Raw genomic sequence first — 18,734 nt, forward strand, 5'->3', positions numbered from 1 at the left:
GCGCCGGGCTTTTTTTCGTCCGCGCGAATGTCGACGCGGGCTCGTCAGAGCGCCAGCACATCAGCCGGCCGCCGACGGAACCAGCCGGTCAGCGACAGACGGTCGGCCTGGGTGACCAGCACTTCGTGGGGGAAATCGCCGGAGAGAAAGACCACCAGATTGCCGACCAGCGGCGGCACGTCCAGTTGCGAGCCGTCGGGCATGTGCATGCGCAGTTCGCCGGCATGGCCGGGCTGCCAGTCCGGGTTCAGATAGAGCACGGCGGTCACCGAGCGGCTGTCGTCATCGCGAAAGCGGTCCAGGTGCGTCTGATAGAAGGCGCCCGGCGGGTAGAAGGCGAAATGGCACTCGAACTCTTCCAGCCCGAGGAACAACTCGCGGTTAAGCTGCTGGCGCAAGCCGTCCATGAGCTCGAGGTAGTCGTCGCAGACTGCAGACTGGCCCGGTTCGAGCCACTGAATATGGTCGCTGCGAATGCCTTCGCGCACCGCCTGCGCCTCGCCGCGGCCGACCCCTGCCGGTGCCAGTGCACCCTCGGCTTCCCGCCTGCGGCACTCGTCGGCCAGCTTGTGGGTCACATCACTGGGAAGGAAAGAACTCTGCACCGACCAGCCGCGCTCGGCCAGGTCGTCGATGATCGAAGAGAACGGCAAGGAAGTGACTCCGAAGGGATACCGCAGGAGTCTAGGGTCTGTTGAGACTCCGCTACAAGCTGCGTCGCTGCGCCAAATGGCAGCAGTAACCATGCGCCTCGACAAGCACGCGTCGACGCACGGAAAATGAACCGCCCGCCAGACAGGAGCTTCCATGCGCGCCCTCTTGACCTGTGTACTGCTGACCTTGAGCTTCAGCAGCTTCGCCGACACCTATCAGGAACTCTACGAAACCGCCGGCTGGACCGAACAGCGCGCCAATTTCGGCGATGCCCTGACCGCGGCCCAGCAACGCTACAAGGACACCCTGCCACCGGCGGTATTCCAGGCACTGGTGACCAACAGCAACCGCCGCTTCGCCGCCCATGCCATCGACCAGCGCGCGCAGCAGGCATTGCGCGGCAACCTGGCCGAGCCGCAGCCGGCGCTGGAATTCTTCCAGTCGACCCTGGGACGCAAGATCGTCTCGGCCGAAGTGCTCGCCGCACGGCGCGAACAGCTGGCCAAGCACGCCGCCGGCCTGCCGCGGGTGGAAGCCGGCAGCAACCGACAACTGCTGATCCGCCACCTGGCCCAGGCGCTGCCAGCCAGCGAAGCGGGCGCGGAAGTCAGCCTGGCACTGGCCGGCGTCGCCGCCGACAGTCTCAGCCAGATGATTCCCGGCCTGCTCGGTGGAAATCAGGCGCAGAGCCTGCTGAGCAGCCAGCGCCAACGCATGATCGAGCAGATAGAGGCCGATCTCGACAACACGCTGCTGTACGTCTATCGCGACCTGTCCGATGCCGAACTGGAGGAATATGTGACATTCGCCCAGTCGGACGAAGGCAAGGCCTATTACCAGGCCGCGCTGCAGGCGCTACGCGCCGGCCTGGCGGTGGGCATGAGCGGCGCCGAGCTGGAGCCGCAGCAGGGCATCTGATCCCGCTATCTGAGGCGCTCGCGCAGGAAGTCGAAGTACGCCTGGCGCAATTCCTCGCGCTCGTTCACCAGATGGTGGCGCGCCTCGGGCAGTCGCAGCACCTCAGCACTTGGGAACTTGCGCTGCAGAATCGGCAGGTTGTACTGCCAATCCACGGTCATGTCCGCCTCGCCCTGAATGATCAACGGCGCGTGCCTGCTGTCAGCCGCACCCTCGATACGGGGAATCCAGCGTGACAGGGCGCCGACCCAGGCCGTGGGCAGGATGTCCGGCTGCAGCGGGTCCTGGCTCTGGACGAATTCGAGGAAGGCCGGGTCGCCGGAGTTCTCGCTGAACGTTCGTGGGATCTGCTGAACGAAGCGTCGCAGCAACTCGTAGCTGATGCGCGAGCGCAGCCAGGCGCGCGGGCGAACCAACGGCGCCAGCAGGATGGTGCGCCCCAGGTCGGGGTTTTCGGCCTGATGCAGCAGGTGATCCAGTGCGATGGCACCGCCGGTACTCTGGCCAAGTAGGTGCCAGGGACGCGGCAGATCGAGCTGGCGTGCCTGTTCGAACAGACCGCTCAGCACCGCCTGGTATTCGGCAAACTCGTTGATGCTCGCCCGGGGACCGCTGGACAGCCCATGGCCCGGCAGGTCGCAGGCGAGCACGGCGAACCCCATCTCCAGTCCCCAGTCGACCACATGGCGATACAGGCCCATGTGGTCGTAGTAGCCGTGCAGGATCAGCAGGCTGGCGTGGGGCTGCTCCGGCCACCAGGCCTGGGCGACGACATCGTAGTCATGCACGCGAAAGCGCCCCAGGCGACGCTGGACCTGCGTGCGATGCGGCAGGTCGAGCCCGTAATAGGTCTGGTACTGGAGAGTTTCGGCGCTTGCGGCGACCGCCTCGGACAGGGCGGGCAGGCTGTTACGCAGGCGCTCGGGATCGATACGCGAGGGCATGGAAATTCTTCGATTGCGTTGACCTGGGATATTCAGCTCTGCGCCGCCCCATGGCAAGCTTGCGCACCCACATCGGAGCCCGCCATGAGCGCTCGTCGCAAATACCTGATCGCCGCACTGATCGCCCTGCTCTGGGGCGGCGCCATGCTGGCTGCGTTCTGGTGGTTCGAGGCGCGCTACCTGCGCACCTTCGACGGCGAGCGCGCCGAGCTGTTCTCCGGCGACGCCCTTCGCCTGCCGGCCGAGCTGCAGGGCCCAGGACCAGTGCGCTTCGTGCATTTCTGGGATCCGGGATGCCCGTGCAACGTCGGCAATCAGCAGCACCTGGAAGAACTGCTCAAGCGCTTTGCCGGACAACCCGTGGACTTCTACGAAGTACGCAAGCCGGGCAGCAAGGGCCGCTTGCCGCAGCCGCTGGCAGCACTGAAACCGCTGAGCGCCCCGCCCGGCTCCGAGCAACTACCGGCCAGCCCCGCTGTAGGCATCTGGGATCAAAGCGGGGAGCTGGTCTATATCGGCCCCTACAGCGAGGGTGCGGTGTGCAGTTCGGACAACAGCTTCGTCGAGCCTATCCTCGATGCCGTGCTGGCCGGGCGCAAGGTGCGCGCCACCCATTCGCTGGCGGTGGCCTGTTTCTGCGACTGGCAGCAGTAGCGCGCTTGCGACAGGTAAACTTGATCGCGATCAAATGATAATTATTATCAGTTAAACGAGAATTGCTCCCATCCAAGTCGGCATCACCGCCGACGAATTATCCGGGAGCCCTTCGATGATTCTCCGCCTTCACCCACTCGCCCTGGCCTGCCTGGCCGTCAGCAGCGCGTCCGCCTTCGCCGCTCCGCTGGAGCTGCAGGAAACCGTCGTCACCGCCAAGGGCTACGAGGCCGCAACGCAGGACATTCCGCAAGCCATCGAGGTGCTGCAGGCTCAGCCAACCGAAACGGCAGCGCCGGCCGGCAGCCTGTTCCGCGGAAAGCCCGGGCTCGCCGTGCATAGCGACGGCGCCTGGGGACAGAACCCGGTGTTGCGCGGCATGAAGAAGGAAAGCGTGGTGCTGATGGTCGACGGCGTGCGGGTCAATTCCGGCCAGCCGCAGGGCTCGCTGGCCTCCATGCTCGATCTCGGCCTGCTGGAACGCGCCGAAGTGGTCAAGGGTCCGGGCTCGGTGCTGTACGGCAGCGGCGCCATGGGCGGGGTGGTCAACCTGATCACGCCACAGGCACGCTTCACCGAGCAGGACGAACGCAGCGGACGCTTCTCCACCAGCGCCAGCAGCGTCGACAAGGGCTTTACCGGCGCTACGCTGCTGCGCGACTCCAGCTCCGATCATGCCCTGGTGCTGGGCGTTGCCGGGCGCAAGGTCAACGATTACAAGAGCCCCAACGGTACCGAAGAGAACACCGGCTACAGCTCCGATACCCTGCTGCTCAAGTACAAGCAACGGCTGGCCGAGGATGTCAGCGTCAACCTGAACATCCAGCGCCACACCGACCGCGACGTCTGGTACCCGGGCTCGGCGCGTACCGGCGGGCAGCCGGGCGGCGCCGGCATCCCGGTACCACTCGGCACCGCGACCATCCATTCGCCGGAACAGCAGCGCGAGCTGTTCCAGATCGGCCTGGAAAACGGCCTCGGTGAAGGCACTCTGACCACCGAGCTCTATCGTCAGGAGGTCTACCGGGAGATCCGTGCCTACTCCGAGCGGCTCGATCGCGACTACGTTCGCAACGACGTCAGCTTCATTACTCACGGGCTGCGCTCGAGCTGGGTGGTGCCAGTAGCCGATCACCTGCTGACGGTGGGCGTCGACGGCTGGAAGATGACCGGCGATCCGGAGCGCTACGTGGATGGCCCGCCGACCTTCAACAACAACCAGCGCAACGACCCCTTCAAGGACGCCGAGATCGAATCCTACGGGCTGTTCGTGCAGGATGAATTCGACCTGGGCCAAACGCGCCTCACCGCCGGCGCCCGCTACGACCGCATCAGCGCCGACGCCCGAGCCAAGGGCAACGGTCCTTCATTTACAACCAGCGGCCTGGACAGCACCGACCACAACCTGTCGTGGTCGCTGGGCGCGCTGCATCCGCTGACTGACACCCTGAACCTCTACGCCAACGTCGGCCAGGCCTACCGCGCCGCCGACATGCGCGAGCGCTACGACGACGCGCCGCGCGGCGACGGCTACTTCCACGTCGGCAACCCGCAGCTGGACCCGGAGCGTTCCACCAGCTTCGAGCTTGGCCTCAAGGGTAACGATGGCGATTTCACCTATCAGCTGGCGGCCTTCCACACCCGCATCGACGACTACATCGCCGGCCGCGTGACCGGCACCAACGCCCCGAACGGGCTGCCGATCAAGCGCACCGAGAATCTCGACAAGGTGGTGATCTACGGCCTTGAAGGCAGCGCCAGCAAGGCCGTCGGCGCCTTCGTGGTGGACGGCAGCTTCACCTGGCTGCGCGGCGAGAACAAACAGGACGACGAACCACTGCACCAGATGCCGGCCCATGAGCTGACCCTGGGCATCGGCCAGCCAGCCGAGCGCGGTCTCTACTGGCATGCCCAGCTGCGTGCGGTCGCCGAGCAGGATCGTGTGGCGACCGAGTTCACCCGCGGTGGCGAGGATCGTACCGCAGGCTTCGTTACTGCCGATGCCAGCCTCGGCTGGGGCTTCGGCAAGATCGGCGTGCTGCAGACCGCTAACCTCGACGCGCGCCTTAGCAACCTGTTCGACAAGGCCTACCACGAGCATCTGGCTGACGGCATCAGCGGCAACGAGCTGGAAGCACCCGGGCGCGGCATCACCGTCGCGCTGAGCGGGAGCTTCTGATGCTGCGCCATCTGCTGATGGTCATTCTGCTGGCGGCTGGAGCACCAGCGCTGGCGGACAAGCTGCCGCGCCTGGTCCTGGCCGGCCCTTCCTCGTCGGTATCGAACCCGCTGATCCACATGGTCGAATCCGGCGCACTGGACGACCTAGCGGACAAGGTGGAATTCGTCAGCTGGCGCGATCCCGACCAGCTGCGCCTGCTGGCGCTTAACCAGCAGGCGGACGTGCTGGCCATGCCGGTCAACGTCGCCGCCAACCTGTACAACCGCGGCGCCAAGCTGCGCATGCTCAACGTTTCGACCTGGGGCTTGCTCTGGCTGGTATCCCGCGAGCAGGGCCTGAGCACCCTCGACGACCTGCGCGGCAAGGAAATCGCCATGCCGTTCCGCGGCGACATGCCGGACATCCTATTCGGCCTGCTGGCCGAGCGTACCGGCATCGATGTGCGCAAGGACCTGCGTTTGCGCTACGTCGCCACCCCGATCGACGCCATGCAGCTGCTGCTGATGCGTCGTACCGACCATGCCCTGCTGGCCGAGCCGGCCATCTCCATGGCCCTGCGCAAGGCCAGCGAAGGGCCGCTGGGGCTGGTTGCGCCGGATCTGTATCGCAGTGTCGACCTGCAACAGGAGTGGGGCCGCCTGCTGCAACGCGAAGCACGCATCCCGCAGGCGGGCATCGCGCTGATGGCCAGCGTGAAGGACCAGCCGCAGATCGCCGCACGGATCGCCCAGGCCTACGCCGACTCGCTGCAATGGTGCAGCGCCAACGCCGAGCGCTGCGGGCAGCTGGTCGCCACGCATCTGCCGATGCTCAGCGCCGAAGCGGTGACCGATTCGTTGGCCGTGGCGCAGATGGAGGCCGTGCCCGCCGCTGAGGCGCGGGCGGAAGTGGAGTATCTGTTCGAGCTGCTGTTGCAAAAGAATCCGGCGCTGATCGGCGGCAAGCTGCCGGCCGATGACTTCTACTCGCCAGTCAGCGATCAGCGATGAGCCTCCTGCGCAGCTGGCTAACCAGCCTGCCCGGCTATCTGTGGAGCGGCTGGGGCGCGCTGGCCAGCCTGTTTCTGTTGCTGGCCGCCTGGGAGGCAGCGGCCAGTCACTATGGCGCGCTGGTGCTGCCGGCGCCGCTGGAGACCTTTGCCCGCCTGCTCCAGCTGATCGATGAAGGTGCCGCCTGGCCGGAGCTGCTGGCCACCAGTCGCCGGGCGCTGCTCGGCTTTGCCCTGTCCGTGGCAGTCGGCAGCGTGCTCGGGCTTGCCGCCGGTGTCTCCATGACTGCCTCGATGATGGCGCGGCCGCTGGTCACCGTGCTCATGGGCATGCCGCCAATCGCGTGGCTGGTACTGGCGATGCTCTGGTTCGGCGCCAGCGACGGCACCCCGGTGTTCACCGTGTTCATCGCCAGCTTTCCGCTGGTGTTCATCGGCGCACTGCAAGGCACCCGCACGCTGGATAACCAGCTCAAGGACATGGCCCTGGCATTCCGTCTGCCGCGGCGGATGCTGTTGCTCGATGTCTATTTGCCGCACGTCGTCTCCTACCTGTTTCCCGCCTGGATCACCGCGCTCGCCATGGCGTGGAAGATCGTGGTGATGGCCGAATTGCTCGCCACCCAGGACGGCGTCGGCGCCGCGCTGGCGGTATCACGCTCGCACCTGGATACCAGCGCGACCATGGCCTGGATCACCGCGGTGGTCGGTCTGCTGCTGGCGGTGGAGTACCTGCTGCTGGAACCGATCAAGCGCGAAGTCGAGCGCTGGCGCGAGGTGGCATCATGACGCAATTGCACATCCACGGCCTGGCCCACGCCTTCGGCCGCGATGAGATCTTCAGCGGCATCAACTTCAACCTGGCGGCGGGCGAAGTGGTCGCCCTGGTCGGCCCCTCCGGCTGCGGCAAGACCACCCTGCTGCATCTTTGCGCGGGGCTACTGGACGTGCAGGAAGGTCGTATCGACAACAGTTTCGGCAACCCCGCCAGCATGTTCCAGCAACCGCGGCTGCTGCCGTGGAAAACCACGCTCGACAACATCGCCCTGGGGCTCAAGGCGGCAGGCATGGCGCGACAGCAACGCCTGCAGCAGGCCAGTTCCCTCGCGCTGCGCCTGGGGCTGGCCGCAGGCGATCTCGGCAAGTTTCCGCACCAGCTTTCCGGCGGCATGCAAAGCCGCGTGTCCCTGGCGCGGGCGCTGGTGCTGCAGCCGGATCTGCTGCTGCTCGACGAACCCTTCGCCGCGCTGGATATCGGCCTCAAGGAAGACCTCTATGCCCTGCTGCTGGCCGAACAGGCCGCACGCGGCATGGGTGTGCTGATGATTACCCACGATCTGATGGAAGCCGTGCGTCTGGCCGACCGTATCCTGGTCATGGCGGCAGCGCCGGGACGCATCGTCAGCCACCTTGAGCTGGATCTGCCAGCCGTGCAGCGCAGCGATGCCTGGATCTACCAACACACCGCCGAGTTGCTGCAGTTGCCGGCCGTGCGGGAAAGTTTCGGCCTGGCCAGCCGCGCGCCGCAGACCTTGCCTGGCGCCGCCAAAGTCGCCATTCGCGAGGAGGCCCCCTTACCCTCCGCCAGCAGAGCGCGCTCACGATGCTGAAAACCTTATCGCCGCGACTCGCCAACTGGCCGCTGCTGCTGTGCAGCTTCCGTCCGCTGTTTCTCGCCACCGTGCTGCTGGCCGTGGCCGGCATCGCACTCTGGCTGGGCTTTCTCGGGTTCGGGTTGCCGCTGCCAGGCGTGCCGGGTGGACCAATGGTCTGGCATGCCCACGAAATGCTGCTCGGCTTCGGCCTGGCGGCAGTCGCCGGCTTCGTTCTCACCGCGGTGCCGGAATTTACCGCCACCGCGGCATTCGGTCGGCAGGTAGGTTTCGGCTTTCTACTGCTGTGGCTTGCCGCCAGGCTGAGCTTCTGGCTTTCCGGCGTTATGGGGCCGTGGCCGGCGGCGGTGTTCAACAGTGCCTTCGCCATCGCCCTGCTTGTGCTGCTCGCACCGCGACTGCTGGGCGACCCGCTGCGCCGGCAGTACGGCTTCTTCGGCGGACTCGGCGCGCTGGCGCTGGTGACCGTGGGCTTTCATTTCGATGCCGTCGGCGGCCGATACCCGATGCGCTGGCTGTACGCTGGCATCGGCGTGATGATGGTGCTGATCGTGGTGGCCATGAGCCGAATCTCCATGCGCATCCTCAACGATGCCATTCAGGCACGCCGGGATGCCGGCCATGAAGTGGACGACGACTACCGCGCGCGTCCGCCACGACGCAACCTGGCGATCTTCTGCATCAGCCTGTTCACTCTCGCCGAATGGCTGGCACTGCCGGCCCCGCTGAACGGCTGGCTGGCCCTGGCCACAGCCGCCGCCATGTTCAATCTGCTCAACGACTGGCACATCGGCCGAGCGCTGCTGGAGCGCTGGTCGCTGATGCTCTACAGCGTCTATTGGCTGATGGCGCTGGGCTATGGCGCACTGGGTGTCTCGCTGCTAGCCGACGGCTTTGCCAGCAGCGCCGGCCGCCATCTACTGACACTCGGGGCCATGGGCGTCTCGATTCTCGCGGTGCTGTGCATCGCCGGGCGTACCCACAGTGGCTATGCACTGGATCAGCGGCGCTGGGTGCCGATCGCAACCTGCCTGCTGGTGCTCGCCGCGCTGCTGCGTGCCAGTGCGGGGCTGCCGGGCGCTCCCGTGCCGCTGCTGAACATGCTCGCCGGGCTCGGTTGGCTGACAGTCTTTGGCCTGGCATTGCGCTACCTGGCACCGATCTGGCTGCGCCCGCGCCCGGACGGTGGTACGGGATGTGAAGAACCGATGGATAAACACAGCACGGGTTCGGGCTGCCGGACCTGAGCGGTGATCTGCAACTGGACGCGGTATTCGCTGCAGGCGAACAGACAACCCGGGCCGTGAATGCGGGCTCGGGGACGGAGAAGGCGCGGCTGTGCATAAGCTTCGCGTTATTCACCCTACCGCTCTGCGGCAGGGGACACTCCATCTGAAACGAAAAGGGCGCATCGATGCGCCCTTTTCGTTTTGCTGCTCAAACCATCATCAGGTATGCGCCGAGGGCGGCACCAGCACCTTGCGGCTGTCGATCACCTGACGCCAGGTGGGATTGCCAGCGGTTTCATCCATCGCCTGCTGCATCGCGCGAATACGGCGCTTCTCGGCCCGGCGGCTGAGGTACCAGGCGAGAAAGGTCGCCAGCGACACGCTGAGCAGGATCAGACTCGCCACCGCGTTGATCTCCGGTTTCACGCCCAGGCGCACGGCGGAAAAGATCTCCATCGGCAGCGTGGTCGAACCAGGACCGGAGACGAAGCTGGCGAGCACCAGATCGTCCAGCGAAAGAGCAAAGGAGAGCATGCCGCCGGCCGCCAGCGAGGGCGCGATCATCGGCATGGTGATCAGGAAGAACACCTTCCACGGCCGCGCTCCGAGGTCCATCGCCGCTTCCTCGATGGACAGGTCCAGCTCGCGCAGGCGCGCCATCACCACTACCGCGACGTAGGCCGAGCAGAACGTGGTGTGGGCGATCCAGATGGTCACCAGCCCGCGTTGCGCCGGCCAGCCGATCAGTTGCGCCATGGCGACGAACAGCAGCAGCAGGGAGAGACCGGTGATCACTTCCGGCATCACCAGCGGTGCGGTGACCAGGCCACCGAACAGCGTACGGCCGCGGAACACCGGGATACGGGTGAGGACGAAAGCCGCCATCGTGCCCAGAGCCACCGCGGCAATCGCGGTATAGGCCGCGACTTCCAGCGAGCGCATTACCGCGCCCATCAACTGGGAGTTGTCGAGCAGGCCGGCGTACCATTTCAGCGACCAGCCACCCCACACCGTAACCAGCCGCGAGGCATTGAACGAGTAGATGACCAGGATGACCATCGGCAGGTAGATGAACAGCAGCCCGAGCACCAGGATCAGGTTGGAAAAGCTCCAGCGCTTCATAGCTTGCCCTCCAGTTCCTTGGCTTGGTTCCGATTGAACAGAATGATCGGCACCAGCAGGATCGCCAGCATCACCACCGCCAGCGCCGAGGCCACCGGCCAGTCACGGTTGTTGAAGAATTCCTGCCAGAGCACCTTGCCGATCATCAGCGTCTCCGGACCGCCGAGCAGCTCGGGGATGACGAATTCACCCACCACCGGAATGAACACCAGCATGCAGCCGGCGATGATGCCGTTCTTCGACAGCGGCACGGTGATCTTCCAGAAGCTGGAGAGGTTGCGCGCGCCGAGGTCGGACGCAGCCTCGAGCAGGCTGGGGTCGTGCTTCACCAGGTTGGCGTAGAGCGGCAGGATCATGAACGGCAGGTAGGAATAGACCACGCCGATGTATACCGCAGCGTCGGTATTGAGTATCTGCAACGGCGCGTCGATCAGGCCGAGGCCCTGCAACAGTCCGTTGAGGATGCCGTTGCTGCTGAGGATGCCCATCCAGGCGTAGACGCGAATCAGGATGGCGGTCCAGGTCGGCATCATGATCAGCAGCAGCAGAACCGTCTGCAGATCCTTGCGCGCACGGGCAATGGCGTAGGCCATCGGATAGCCGATCAGCAGGCAGAGCAGCGTGCTGAAGAAGGCGATCCGCAGCGAGCCCAGATAGGCCGCCAGATACAGCTCGTCTTCGCTGAGGAAGATGTAGTTGCCCAGGTTGATCAGCACCTGCAGCTGCTGGTCGGCGTAGGCGAAGATGTCGGTGTACGGCGGAATGGCCACATCCGCTTCGGCAAAGCTGATCTTCAGGACGATGGCGAAGGGCAGCAGAAAGAACAGCATCAGCCACAGGAAGGGCACGCTGATGACCAGTCGGCGCCCGGTATTCAGGGGCGAGCGCTTCATGCCTGCAACACCACGCCGCTGTCATCCCACCAGTACACGTACACCTCTTCCTCCCAGGTCGGCAGCTTCACGTGACGTTCGGCGTTGGCCATGAAGGCCTGCAGCACACCGCCGGACGGCAGCTTGATGTAATACACCGAGTGGCCGCCAAGATAGGCGATGTCGTGCACGACGCCTTTGGCCCAGTTGTAGCCGGGGCGCTCCAGTTCCGGAAGTTCGGTGCCGATCAGCAGCTTTTCCGGGCGGATCGCGTAGGTGATCTGTTTGTCCTGCGCGCGGGTACTGATGCCGTGGCCGACGTAGATCGGGTTCTCAAGGCCTGGGCTGGCGATGACGGCGTGGTCGCCCATGTCCTCGATCAGCTCGCCGTCGAACAGGTTGACGTTGCCGATGAATTCGCAGACCAGGCGGCTTGCCGGGGTCTCGTAGATATCCATCGGGCTGCCGACCTGGGCGATCCAGCCCAGATGCATGATGGCGATGCGTTCGGCCATGGTCATGGCCTCTTCCTGGTCATGGGTGACCATCACGCAGGTCACGCCGACGCGCTCGATGATCTGCACCAGCTCGAGCTGCATCTGCGAGCGCAGCTTCTTGTCCAGCGCGCCCATAGGCTCATCGAGCAGCAGCAGCTTCGGCCGCTTGGCCAGCGAACGCGCCAGGGCGACACGCTGGCGCTGCCCGCCCGACAGCTGATGCGGCTTGCGTTTGGCGTACTGGGTCATCTGCACCAGGCCGAGCATCTCCTTCACCCGCGCCTCGACTTCCTGTTTCGGCAGGCCATCCTGCTTCAGGCCGAAGGCGATGTTCTGCTCCACCGTCATGTGCGGGAACAGCGCGTAGGACTGGAACATCATGTTGATCGGCCGCTCGTAGGGCGGCATATCGGTGATGTCCTGGCCATCGAGGAAGATGCGCCCCTCGGTGGGCCGCTCGAAGCCGGCGAGCATGCGCAGCAAGGTCGACTTGCCCGAACCCGAGCCACCGAGCAGGGCGAAGATTTCGCCCTGATGGATGCTCAGCGAGACATCATCGACCGCCACCGTTTCGTCGAACTTCTTGGTGACGCGGTCGATCTTCAGCAGCACCTGCTTGTTCTTGCTTTCGCCACTGAGGGCTTTCTTGTAGGCGCTGGAGGCAACGGCCATGCGCGAACTCCCGAAATGAAAAAGGTTGGCCGGCCTGCGCCGGGGATCTAATGGTCGTTGCAGAGAGCGCGTCGCCTGACATGCTCCCGATCGGCCGGTTCCGATTCGTCACCGGCAATGCCGCAGACGAAACGGGAACAGGCCATGGAGTTCACTTGCCGGATTTCACCTTGGTCCAGGAGCGCGTCGAAAGACGTTGAATCTTCGGCGGCAGCTCAGCGGAGACGTACAGCCGGTCGAGCACTTCCTGCGGCGGATACACCGACGCATCGCCACGCACTTCCTGGTCCATCAGCTCGCCCGCCTTGAGATTGGGGTTGGCGTAACCGACGTAGTCGCTCACCGCGGCAATCACCTCTGGGCGCAGCAGGTAGTTGATGAAGGCATGGGCTTCTTCGACATTGCTGGCATCCGCGGGGATGGCGAGCATGTCGAACCAGAGGTTCGCGCCCTCCTTGGGAATGGCATAGGCGATCTCGACACCCTTGCCGGCTTCCTCGGCGCGGGCGGCGGCCTGGAACACATCACCGGAGAACCCGGCGGCGACGCAGATATTGCCATTGGCCAGATCGGAAATGTACTTGGACGAGTGGAAATAACGTACATGCGGCCGCACGGCCAGGAGCTTCTCCTCGGCCTTCTGATAGTCCGCAGCGTTCTCGCTGTTGGGGTCGAGCCCCAGGTAATTGAGCATGGCCGGGATCATCTCATCGGCCGAATCGAGGAAGGCGATGCCGCAACTGGCCAGCTTCTCGGCGTTCTCCGGTTCGAAGATCACCGCCCACGAGTCGATCGTGTCAACGCCCAGTGCGGCCTTGACCTTCTCGACGTTGTAGCCGATGCCGTTGGTGCCCCACAGATAGGGCGCCGCATGGGCATTGTCGGGATCGTTCTTCTGCAGCTGCTTGAGCAGTGCCGGATCGATGTTTTCCCAGTTCGGCAGCTTGCTCTTGTCCAGCGGCTGGAAGGCACCGGCGCGAATCTGCTTGCCGAGAAAATGGTTGGAAGGCACCACCACGTCGTAGCCGCTACGGCCGGCCAGCAGCTTGCCTTCAAGGGTTTCGTTGGAATCGAAGACATCGTAGACGGGCTTGATGCCAGTCTCCTTCTCGAACTCCTCCAGCGTCGTTTCGCCGATGTAATCCGACCAGTTGTAGATATGCACGGAGGCGGCCTGGGCGGTGGCCGCACCGGCTACGGCGGCGGCGACGATCAACGACTTGAGTGTCGAGCGCATGGGATGAGTCCTCTTGTTACAGGCCGCGCGTGATCCCGGCGGGAAAGGCGGGCTGTTTATTGGAAAAACCTCTGAAAATCAACAGATTTGATGCAAATGTCGGTGCATCACAAAAGACAGGGAACGTGGCTACGCGACGAGCTGCGCTCAACCGGGCTCCGGTGCCGGTACGCATGCTCCATGCGGCCCGGCAACGGATCGGTCGTATTAGCGGCCCGACTTGATCTTGGTCCAGCTGCGGGTCATGGCGCGCTGGGTTTTCGGATCGAGGTCAGGGAAGGTGTACAGCTTCTTCAGCACGTCCTGGCTCGGGTAGATGCCCGGGTCGGTGCGGATCGCTTCATCCACCAGCGGGGTGGCCGCGGCGTTGCCGTTGGGGAACTGCACGTAGTCGGTGATCGACGCCATGACTTCCGGCTTCATCAGGTAGTTGATGAAGACGTGGGCGCTCTCGACGTTCTTCGCGTCAGCCGGTACGGCCAGCATGTCGAAGAAGCTGCCGGCACCTTCCTTGGGAATCTTGTAGCCGACGTTGACGCCGTTGCCGGCTTCCTCGGCGCGCGCCTTGGCCTGATAGATGTCACCCGAATAGCCGATCGCCACGCAGGACTCGCCATTGGCCAGGTCGGAGATGTACTTGGAAGAGTGGAAGTAGGCCACATGCGGACGGATCTGCATGAACAGCTCTTCGGCCTTCTTCAGCTCGTCGGCCTTGCCGCTGTCCGGGGCGTAGCCCAGATAATGCAGGGCGGCGGGCAGGATTTCGGTCGGCGAATCGAGGAAGGAAACGCCGCAGGACTTCAGCTTCTCGATGTTTTCCGGCTTGAACACCAGGTCCCAGGAATCCACCGGCGCGTTGTCACCCAACACGGCCTTGACCTTGTCGACGTTGTAGCCGATGCCAATGGTGCCCCACATGTAGGGAACGGAATACTGGTTGCCCGGATCGCTCGGATTCAGCGCCTTGAGCAGGTCCTTGTCGAGGTTTTCCCAATTCGGCAGCTTGGACTTGTCCAGCTTCTGGAAGACGCCGGCCTTGATCTGCTTGGCGAGGAAGGGGTTGGACGGCACCACCACGTCATAACCGGAGCTGCCGGCCAGCAGCTTGGCTTCCAGCACTTCGTTGCTGTCGAAGACGTCGTAGACGACCTTGATGCCGGTTTCCTTGGTGAAGTTCTCCAGGGTGTCTTCGGCGATGTAGTCGGACCAGTTGTAGACGTGCAGAACCTTTTCCTGGGCCTGCGCAGCCCCGGCAACGGTGCCGGCCAGCGTCATGGCAAGTAGTGTCTTGGCGAAGGGATTCATCCGTGCAGCTCCTATTGTCATCATTAATGTCGGGGCAGTGGAACAGGCCATGAACAACGCGGCGGCCTGGCGGTGTGGCGGCATCGACACACCCCTCGGCAGGTCTGGCCTCCAGCACGCGCGCAGTCTGGCAAGGTCAGGACCCTCTTTTCAACAAGCCGAACGCACAGCGGTGCAAACGACAACCTTAGCTCAGCTGGCGCGGGCCGCCGCACGGCTCAGCCCAGCGCATCCTTGGCCGTGGCGTCGAGGCACAACCGCACCTTGCCAACCAGCTCGTCGATCTGCTCTTCGCTGATCACCAGCGGCGGCGAGATGATCATGGTGTCGCCAACCGCACGCATCACCAGGCCGTTGCGGAAGCAGTGCTCGCGACAGAGCATGCCCACACCGGGATCGGCAAAGCGTTCGCGGGTCTTCTTGTTCTTCACCAACTCGAGCGCGCCGAGCAGGCCGACTCCACGCGCCTCGCCTACCAGCGGATGCTCGAGCAGTTCCTGCCAACGGGATTGCAAATAGGGTGCCGTCTTCGTCTTCACCCGCTCGACGATCTTCTCCTCGCGCAGGATGCGGATGTTCTCCAGCGCCACCGCGGCGGCCACCGGGTGCCCCGAATAGGTGAAGCCGTGGTAGAACTCGCCGCCTTCGTTGAGCGTGTGCACCACTTCGTCGCGCACCACCACGCCGCCCATGGGGATGTAGCCGGAGGTCAGGCCCTTGGCGATCGGCATCAGATCCGGCTCGAGGCCGTAGTAGTCGCTACCGAACCACTCACCGGTACGGCCGAAGCCGCAGATGACCTCGTCGGCGATGAAGAGGATGTCGTAGCGCGCAAGGATTTCCTTGACCCGCGGCCAGTAGCTCTCGGGCGGGATGATCACGCCGCCGGCGCCCTGGATCGGTTCGGCGATGAAGGCGGCGACCTTGTCCTCGCCGACCTCAAGGATCTTCTGCTCCAGCTGGTCGGCGATGCGCACGCCGAACTCTTCCGGGCTCATGTCGCCGCCCTCGCCGAACCAGTAGGGCTGGTCGATATGCTCGATGCCGGGGATCGGGCCGTCGCCCTGCTCGTGCATGGCCTTCATGCCACCGAGGCTGGCGCCGGCGATGGTCGAGCCGTGATAGCCATTCCAGCGGCCGATGACCACCTTCTTCGCCGGCTGGCCCTTGATCGCCCAGTAATGGCGCACCATGCGCAGCACGGTGTCGTTGGCCTCCGAGCCGGAGCCGGTGAAGAACACGTGGTTCATCCCGGCCGGCGCGATGTCGGCAATCGCCTTGGCCAGCGCCACGGCCGGCGGGTGGGCGGTCTGGAAGAACAGGTTGTAGTACGGCAGCTCGCGCATCTGCCTGGTCGCGGCCTCGACCAGCTCCTCGCGGCCATAGCCCAGGTTGACGCACCAGAGCCCGGCCATGGCGTCGAGGATCTTGTGGCCTTCGCTGTCCCACAGATAGACGCCTGACGCCTTGGTGATGATGCGCGTGCCTTTGGCGTTCAGCGCCTTGTAATCGGTGAACGGCGGCAGATGATGGTCGCGGCTCAGCGCTTGCCAGTGCAGGGTTTGCGAATCGCTCATCAGTCACCTCTCGATAAAAGTTCGTGCATGTTCGGTGGACGAGAAAAGCGTCATCCACCCTACGACCGGCTCCGGCGGAAGCGGCCCTACACCGACAGCATCAGGAATTCCCGCTCCCATGAGCTGATCACGCGGTGGTAGTTCTCCTGCTCGGCGCGTTTGACCGCGACGTAGCCGGTGATGAATTTCGGGCTCAGGTATTTCTCCAGCTCGCGACAGGTTTCCATCCGCTCCAACGCTGCTTCCAGGGTCAGCGGCAGGCGCAGGTTGCGCCGTTCATAGCCACGGCCCTTGACCGGCTGGCTCGGCGGCAGCTGTTCGACCATGCCGATGTAGCCGCACAGCAGGCTGGCGGCGATGGCGAGATAAGGATTGGCATCGGCACCCGGCAGACGGTTCTCGACGCGGCGGTTCTGCGGGTCGGAGTCCGGCACGCGCAGGCCCACGGTGCGGTTTTCCTCACCCCACTCGACGTTCACCGGCGCCGAGGTGTCGGGCAGGAAGCGGCGGAACGAATTGACGTTCGGCGCGAACATCGGCAGCAGCTCGGGGATGTACTTCTGCAGGCCGCCGACGTGGTGCAGGAACAGCTGGCTCATGGAGCCGTCTTCGTTGGAGAAGATGTTGCGCCCGGTCTGCAGGTCGATGACGCTCTGGTGCAGGTGCATCGCGCTGCCTGGCTCGCCGGTCATCGGCTTGGCCATGAAGGTGGCGGCAACGTTGTGCTTGAGCGCCGCCTCGCGCATGGTGCGCTTGAACACCAGGATCTGGTCGGCCAGGTGCAGTGCTTCGCCGTGACGGAAGTTGATCTCCATCTGCGCGGTGCCTTCCTCGTGGATCAGCGTATCCAGATCCAGGCCCTGCGCTTCGCACCAGTCGTACATGTCCTCGAACAGCGGGTCGAACTCGTTGGCGGCGTCGATGGAGAACGACTGGCGGCCGGTTTCCTGGCGGCCTGAGCGGCCGATCGGCGGCTGGAACGGCAGGTCCGGGTCTTCGCAGCGCTTGGTCAGGTAGAACTCCATCTCCGGCGCGACGATGGGCTGCCAACCGCGGTCAGCGTACATTTTCAGCACGCGCTTCAAGATGTTGCGCGGCGACAACTCGATGGGGTTGCCCATCTTGTCGTAGGTGTCGTGGATCACCTGAGCGGTGGGCTCGATGGCCCAGGGCACGAGGAACACCGCGTTCGGGTCGGGTCGGCAGAACATGTCGATATCGGCCGGGTCGAGCAGTTCGTAGTAGATGTCGTCCTCGACGTAATCGCCGGTCACGGTCTGCAGCAGCACGCTTTCCGGCAGGCGCATGCCCTTTTCGTCGAGAAACTTGTTGGTGGGTGAAATCTTGCCGCGGGCGATCCCGGTCAGGTCGCTGATCAGGCATTCCACTTCGGTGATCTTGCGTTCTTTCAGCCAGCCGGTGAGCTGGTCGAGTTGGATACTCATGTTGACCTCGGGGTTGCTGGGGAGGGCCGCCTGGGTCGGCCGTCAGCGTTGTCGGGCGCGCGCCTCGCAGGCTTCGGCGAAGCCGCGGAACAGCGTCAGATAATGCGGATGCTCGTGAACCTTCCACTCCGGGTGCCACTGCACGCCGAGGGCGAAGCTGCGCGCCTGCTCGACGGAGAACGCCTCGATCAGCCCATCCGGCGCCAGCGCCTCGATGCGCAGACCGGCTCCAAGCCGCTCGACGCCCTGGCCATGCACCGAGTTGACCTGGATCTGCGCCGGCAGGCCCAGCTGCTCGAGTAGCCCGCCCGGCTGCACGTGCAGCGGATGGCTGAGTCCGTACTGCACCTCCAATGGATCGTCCGGACGTTCGCGGTGGTCCTGGTAGGGGCCGGCTTCGTGAACCTTCTGGTGCAGGCTGCCGCCAAAGGCTACGTTCATTTCCTGAAACCCACGGCAGATGCCGAACACCGGGATGCCCGCCTCGACAGCCGCGCGAATCAGCGGCAGGGTGAGACGGTCACGCAGCGGATCGTGATGGGTGCCCGTCTCGCTCGCCGGGCCGCCATAGTGATGTGGCTCGACGTTCGACGGCGAGCCGGTGAACAGCAGGCCATCGAAGGTTTCAAGCAGCGATGCCGGATCGATCAGCTCATCCAGCGCCGGAATCACCAGCGGCACGCCGGCAATCGCCGCGGCACGCAGGTACTTGTCACCGGCGATGTGGAAGCTGTGATGTCCGATCTGCTTGGTACAGGCCGAAACGCCGATCAGGGGCTTGCGAGGCATGGGATACTCGTCGTTCGAATGGGGCATACCGGAGAG

17 protein-coding genes are annotated in these 18,734 nt (G+C 64.5%); 7 read left to right on the forward strand and 10 right to left on the reverse strand.

The genetic code is table 11. The annotated features are described in order from the left end of the window. Positions 1-44 precede the first annotated feature (44 nt). Complete coding sequence (locus LLJ08_RS20450) at positions 45-653, reverse strand: 2OG-Fe(II) oxygenase (protein WP_228207840.1); 609 nt, start codon at positions 651-653, stop codon at positions 45-47. A gap of 154 nt (positions 654-807) precedes the next feature. Here LLJ08_RS20450 and LLJ08_RS20455 point away from each other — a divergent pair, with 154 nt between their 5' ends. Beyond that, positions 808-1,572, forward strand: coding sequence for a hypothetical protein (locus LLJ08_RS20455; RefSeq protein WP_023445782.1), 765 nt, complete (start codon positions 808-810; stop codon positions 1,570-1,572). Between the two features lie 5 nt (positions 1,573-1,577). Here the strand turns inward: LLJ08_RS20455 and bipL are convergent, their stop codons facing one another. After that, positions 1,578-2,516, reverse strand: coding sequence for a phospholipase BipL (gene bipL, locus LLJ08_RS20460; RefSeq protein WP_104098309.1), 939 nt, complete (start codon positions 2,514-2,516; stop codon positions 1,578-1,580). An 84-nt stretch (positions 2,517-2,600) separates the two neighbouring features. On the opposite strand from bipL, the gene LLJ08_RS20465 reads away from it, so the two are divergent. From LLJ08_RS20465 to LLJ08_RS20490, 6 genes are all read left to right on the forward strand, one after another. Beyond that, entirely contained in the window at positions 2,601-3,170 is a 570-nt protein-coding gene (locus tag LLJ08_RS20465; RefSeq protein WP_041015499.1) for a DUF6436 domain-containing protein, read from the forward strand. Between the two features lie 115 nt (positions 3,171-3,285). Next, on the forward strand, positions 3,286-5,349 hold the full coding sequence (locus tag LLJ08_RS20470) for a TonB-dependent receptor plug domain-containing protein (RefSeq protein ID WP_228207841.1): 2,064 nt from the start codon (positions 3,286-3,288) through the stop codon (positions 5,347-5,349). Next, a complete protein-coding gene (locus LLJ08_RS20475) occupies positions 5,349-6,341 on the forward strand; it encodes an ABC transporter substrate-binding protein (protein ID WP_228207842.1) in 993 nt (330 codons plus the stop codon). Before LLJ08_RS20470 ends, LLJ08_RS20475 begins: the two co-directional genes overlap by 1 nt. Continuing rightward, a complete protein-coding gene (locus LLJ08_RS20480; RefSeq protein ID WP_228207843.1) occupies positions 6,338-7,129 on the forward strand; it encodes an ABC transporter permease in 792 nt (263 codons plus the stop codon). The genes LLJ08_RS20475 and LLJ08_RS20480 overlap by 4 nt, the downstream gene beginning before the upstream one ends. Continuing rightward, a complete protein-coding gene (locus LLJ08_RS20485; protein WP_228207844.1) occupies positions 7,126-7,950 on the forward strand; it encodes an ABC transporter ATP-binding protein in 825 nt (274 codons plus the stop codon). The genes LLJ08_RS20480 and LLJ08_RS20485 overlap by 4 nt, the downstream gene beginning before the upstream one ends. Continuing rightward, positions 7,944-9,200 (forward strand): NnrS family protein, encoded by a 1,257-nt coding sequence (locus LLJ08_RS20490; RefSeq protein ID WP_228207845.1) that lies wholly within the window; start codon positions 7,944-7,946, stop codon positions 9,198-9,200. Before LLJ08_RS20485 ends, LLJ08_RS20490 begins: the two co-directional genes overlap by 7 nt. 201 nt (positions 9,201-9,401) lie before the next feature. Here LLJ08_RS20490 and LLJ08_RS20495 read toward each other — a convergent pair whose 3' ends face one another. The 8 genes from LLJ08_RS20495 to LLJ08_RS20530 all read right to left on the reverse strand — a co-directional run bounded on the left by LLJ08_RS20495 (position 9,402) and on the right by LLJ08_RS20530 (position 18,698). Then, positions 9,402-10,304, reverse strand: coding sequence for an ABC transporter permease subunit (locus tag LLJ08_RS20495; protein ID WP_014822162.1), 903 nt, complete (start codon positions 10,302-10,304; stop codon positions 9,402-9,404). Further along, the gene (locus LLJ08_RS20500; protein ID WP_023445774.1) at positions 10,301-11,197 is read right to left on the reverse strand and encodes an ABC transporter permease subunit; all 897 of its coding nucleotides are present in this window, start codon (positions 11,195-11,197) and stop codon (positions 10,301-10,303) included. Before LLJ08_RS20500 ends, LLJ08_RS20495 begins: the two co-directional genes overlap by 4 nt. After that, entirely contained in the window at positions 11,194-12,345 is a 1,152-nt protein-coding gene (gene potA / locus LLJ08_RS20505; protein WP_023445773.1) for a polyamine ABC transporter ATP-binding protein, read from the reverse strand. Before potA ends, LLJ08_RS20500 begins: the two co-directional genes overlap by 4 nt. Positions 12,346-12,496: 151 nt before the next feature. Beyond that, entirely contained in the window at positions 12,497-13,582 is a 1,086-nt protein-coding gene (locus LLJ08_RS20510) for a polyamine ABC transporter substrate-binding protein (protein WP_023445772.1), read from the reverse strand. Positions 13,583-13,789: 207 nt separating this feature from the next. Further along, positions 13,790-14,887, reverse strand: a complete 1,098-nt coding sequence (locus LLJ08_RS20515; RefSeq protein WP_228207846.1) for a polyamine ABC transporter substrate-binding protein — start codon at positions 14,885-14,887, stop codon at positions 13,790-13,792. 218 nt (positions 14,888-15,105) lie between these two features. Further along, positions 15,106-16,464 (reverse strand): aspartate aminotransferase family protein, encoded by a 1,359-nt coding sequence (locus LLJ08_RS20520; protein WP_014822167.1) that lies wholly within the window; start codon positions 16,462-16,464, stop codon positions 15,106-15,108. Positions 16,465-16,550: 86 nt separating this feature from the next. After that, a complete protein-coding gene (locus LLJ08_RS20525; RefSeq protein ID WP_041015505.1) occupies positions 16,551-17,909 on the reverse strand; it encodes a glutamine synthetase family protein in 1,359 nt (452 codons plus the stop codon). A 42-nt stretch (positions 17,910-17,951) separates the two neighbouring features. Next, entirely contained in the window at positions 17,952-18,698 is a 747-nt protein-coding gene (locus LLJ08_RS20530; protein ID WP_228207847.1) for a gamma-glutamyl-gamma-aminobutyrate hydrolase family protein, read from the reverse strand. Between the last annotated feature and the right edge of the window lie 36 nt (positions 18,699-18,734).

The organism is Stutzerimonas chloritidismutans, assembly GCF_020783375.1.
Taxonomy (GTDB): domain Bacteria; phylum Pseudomonadota; class Gammaproteobacteria; order Pseudomonadales; family Pseudomonadaceae; genus Stutzerimonas; species Stutzerimonas kunmingensis.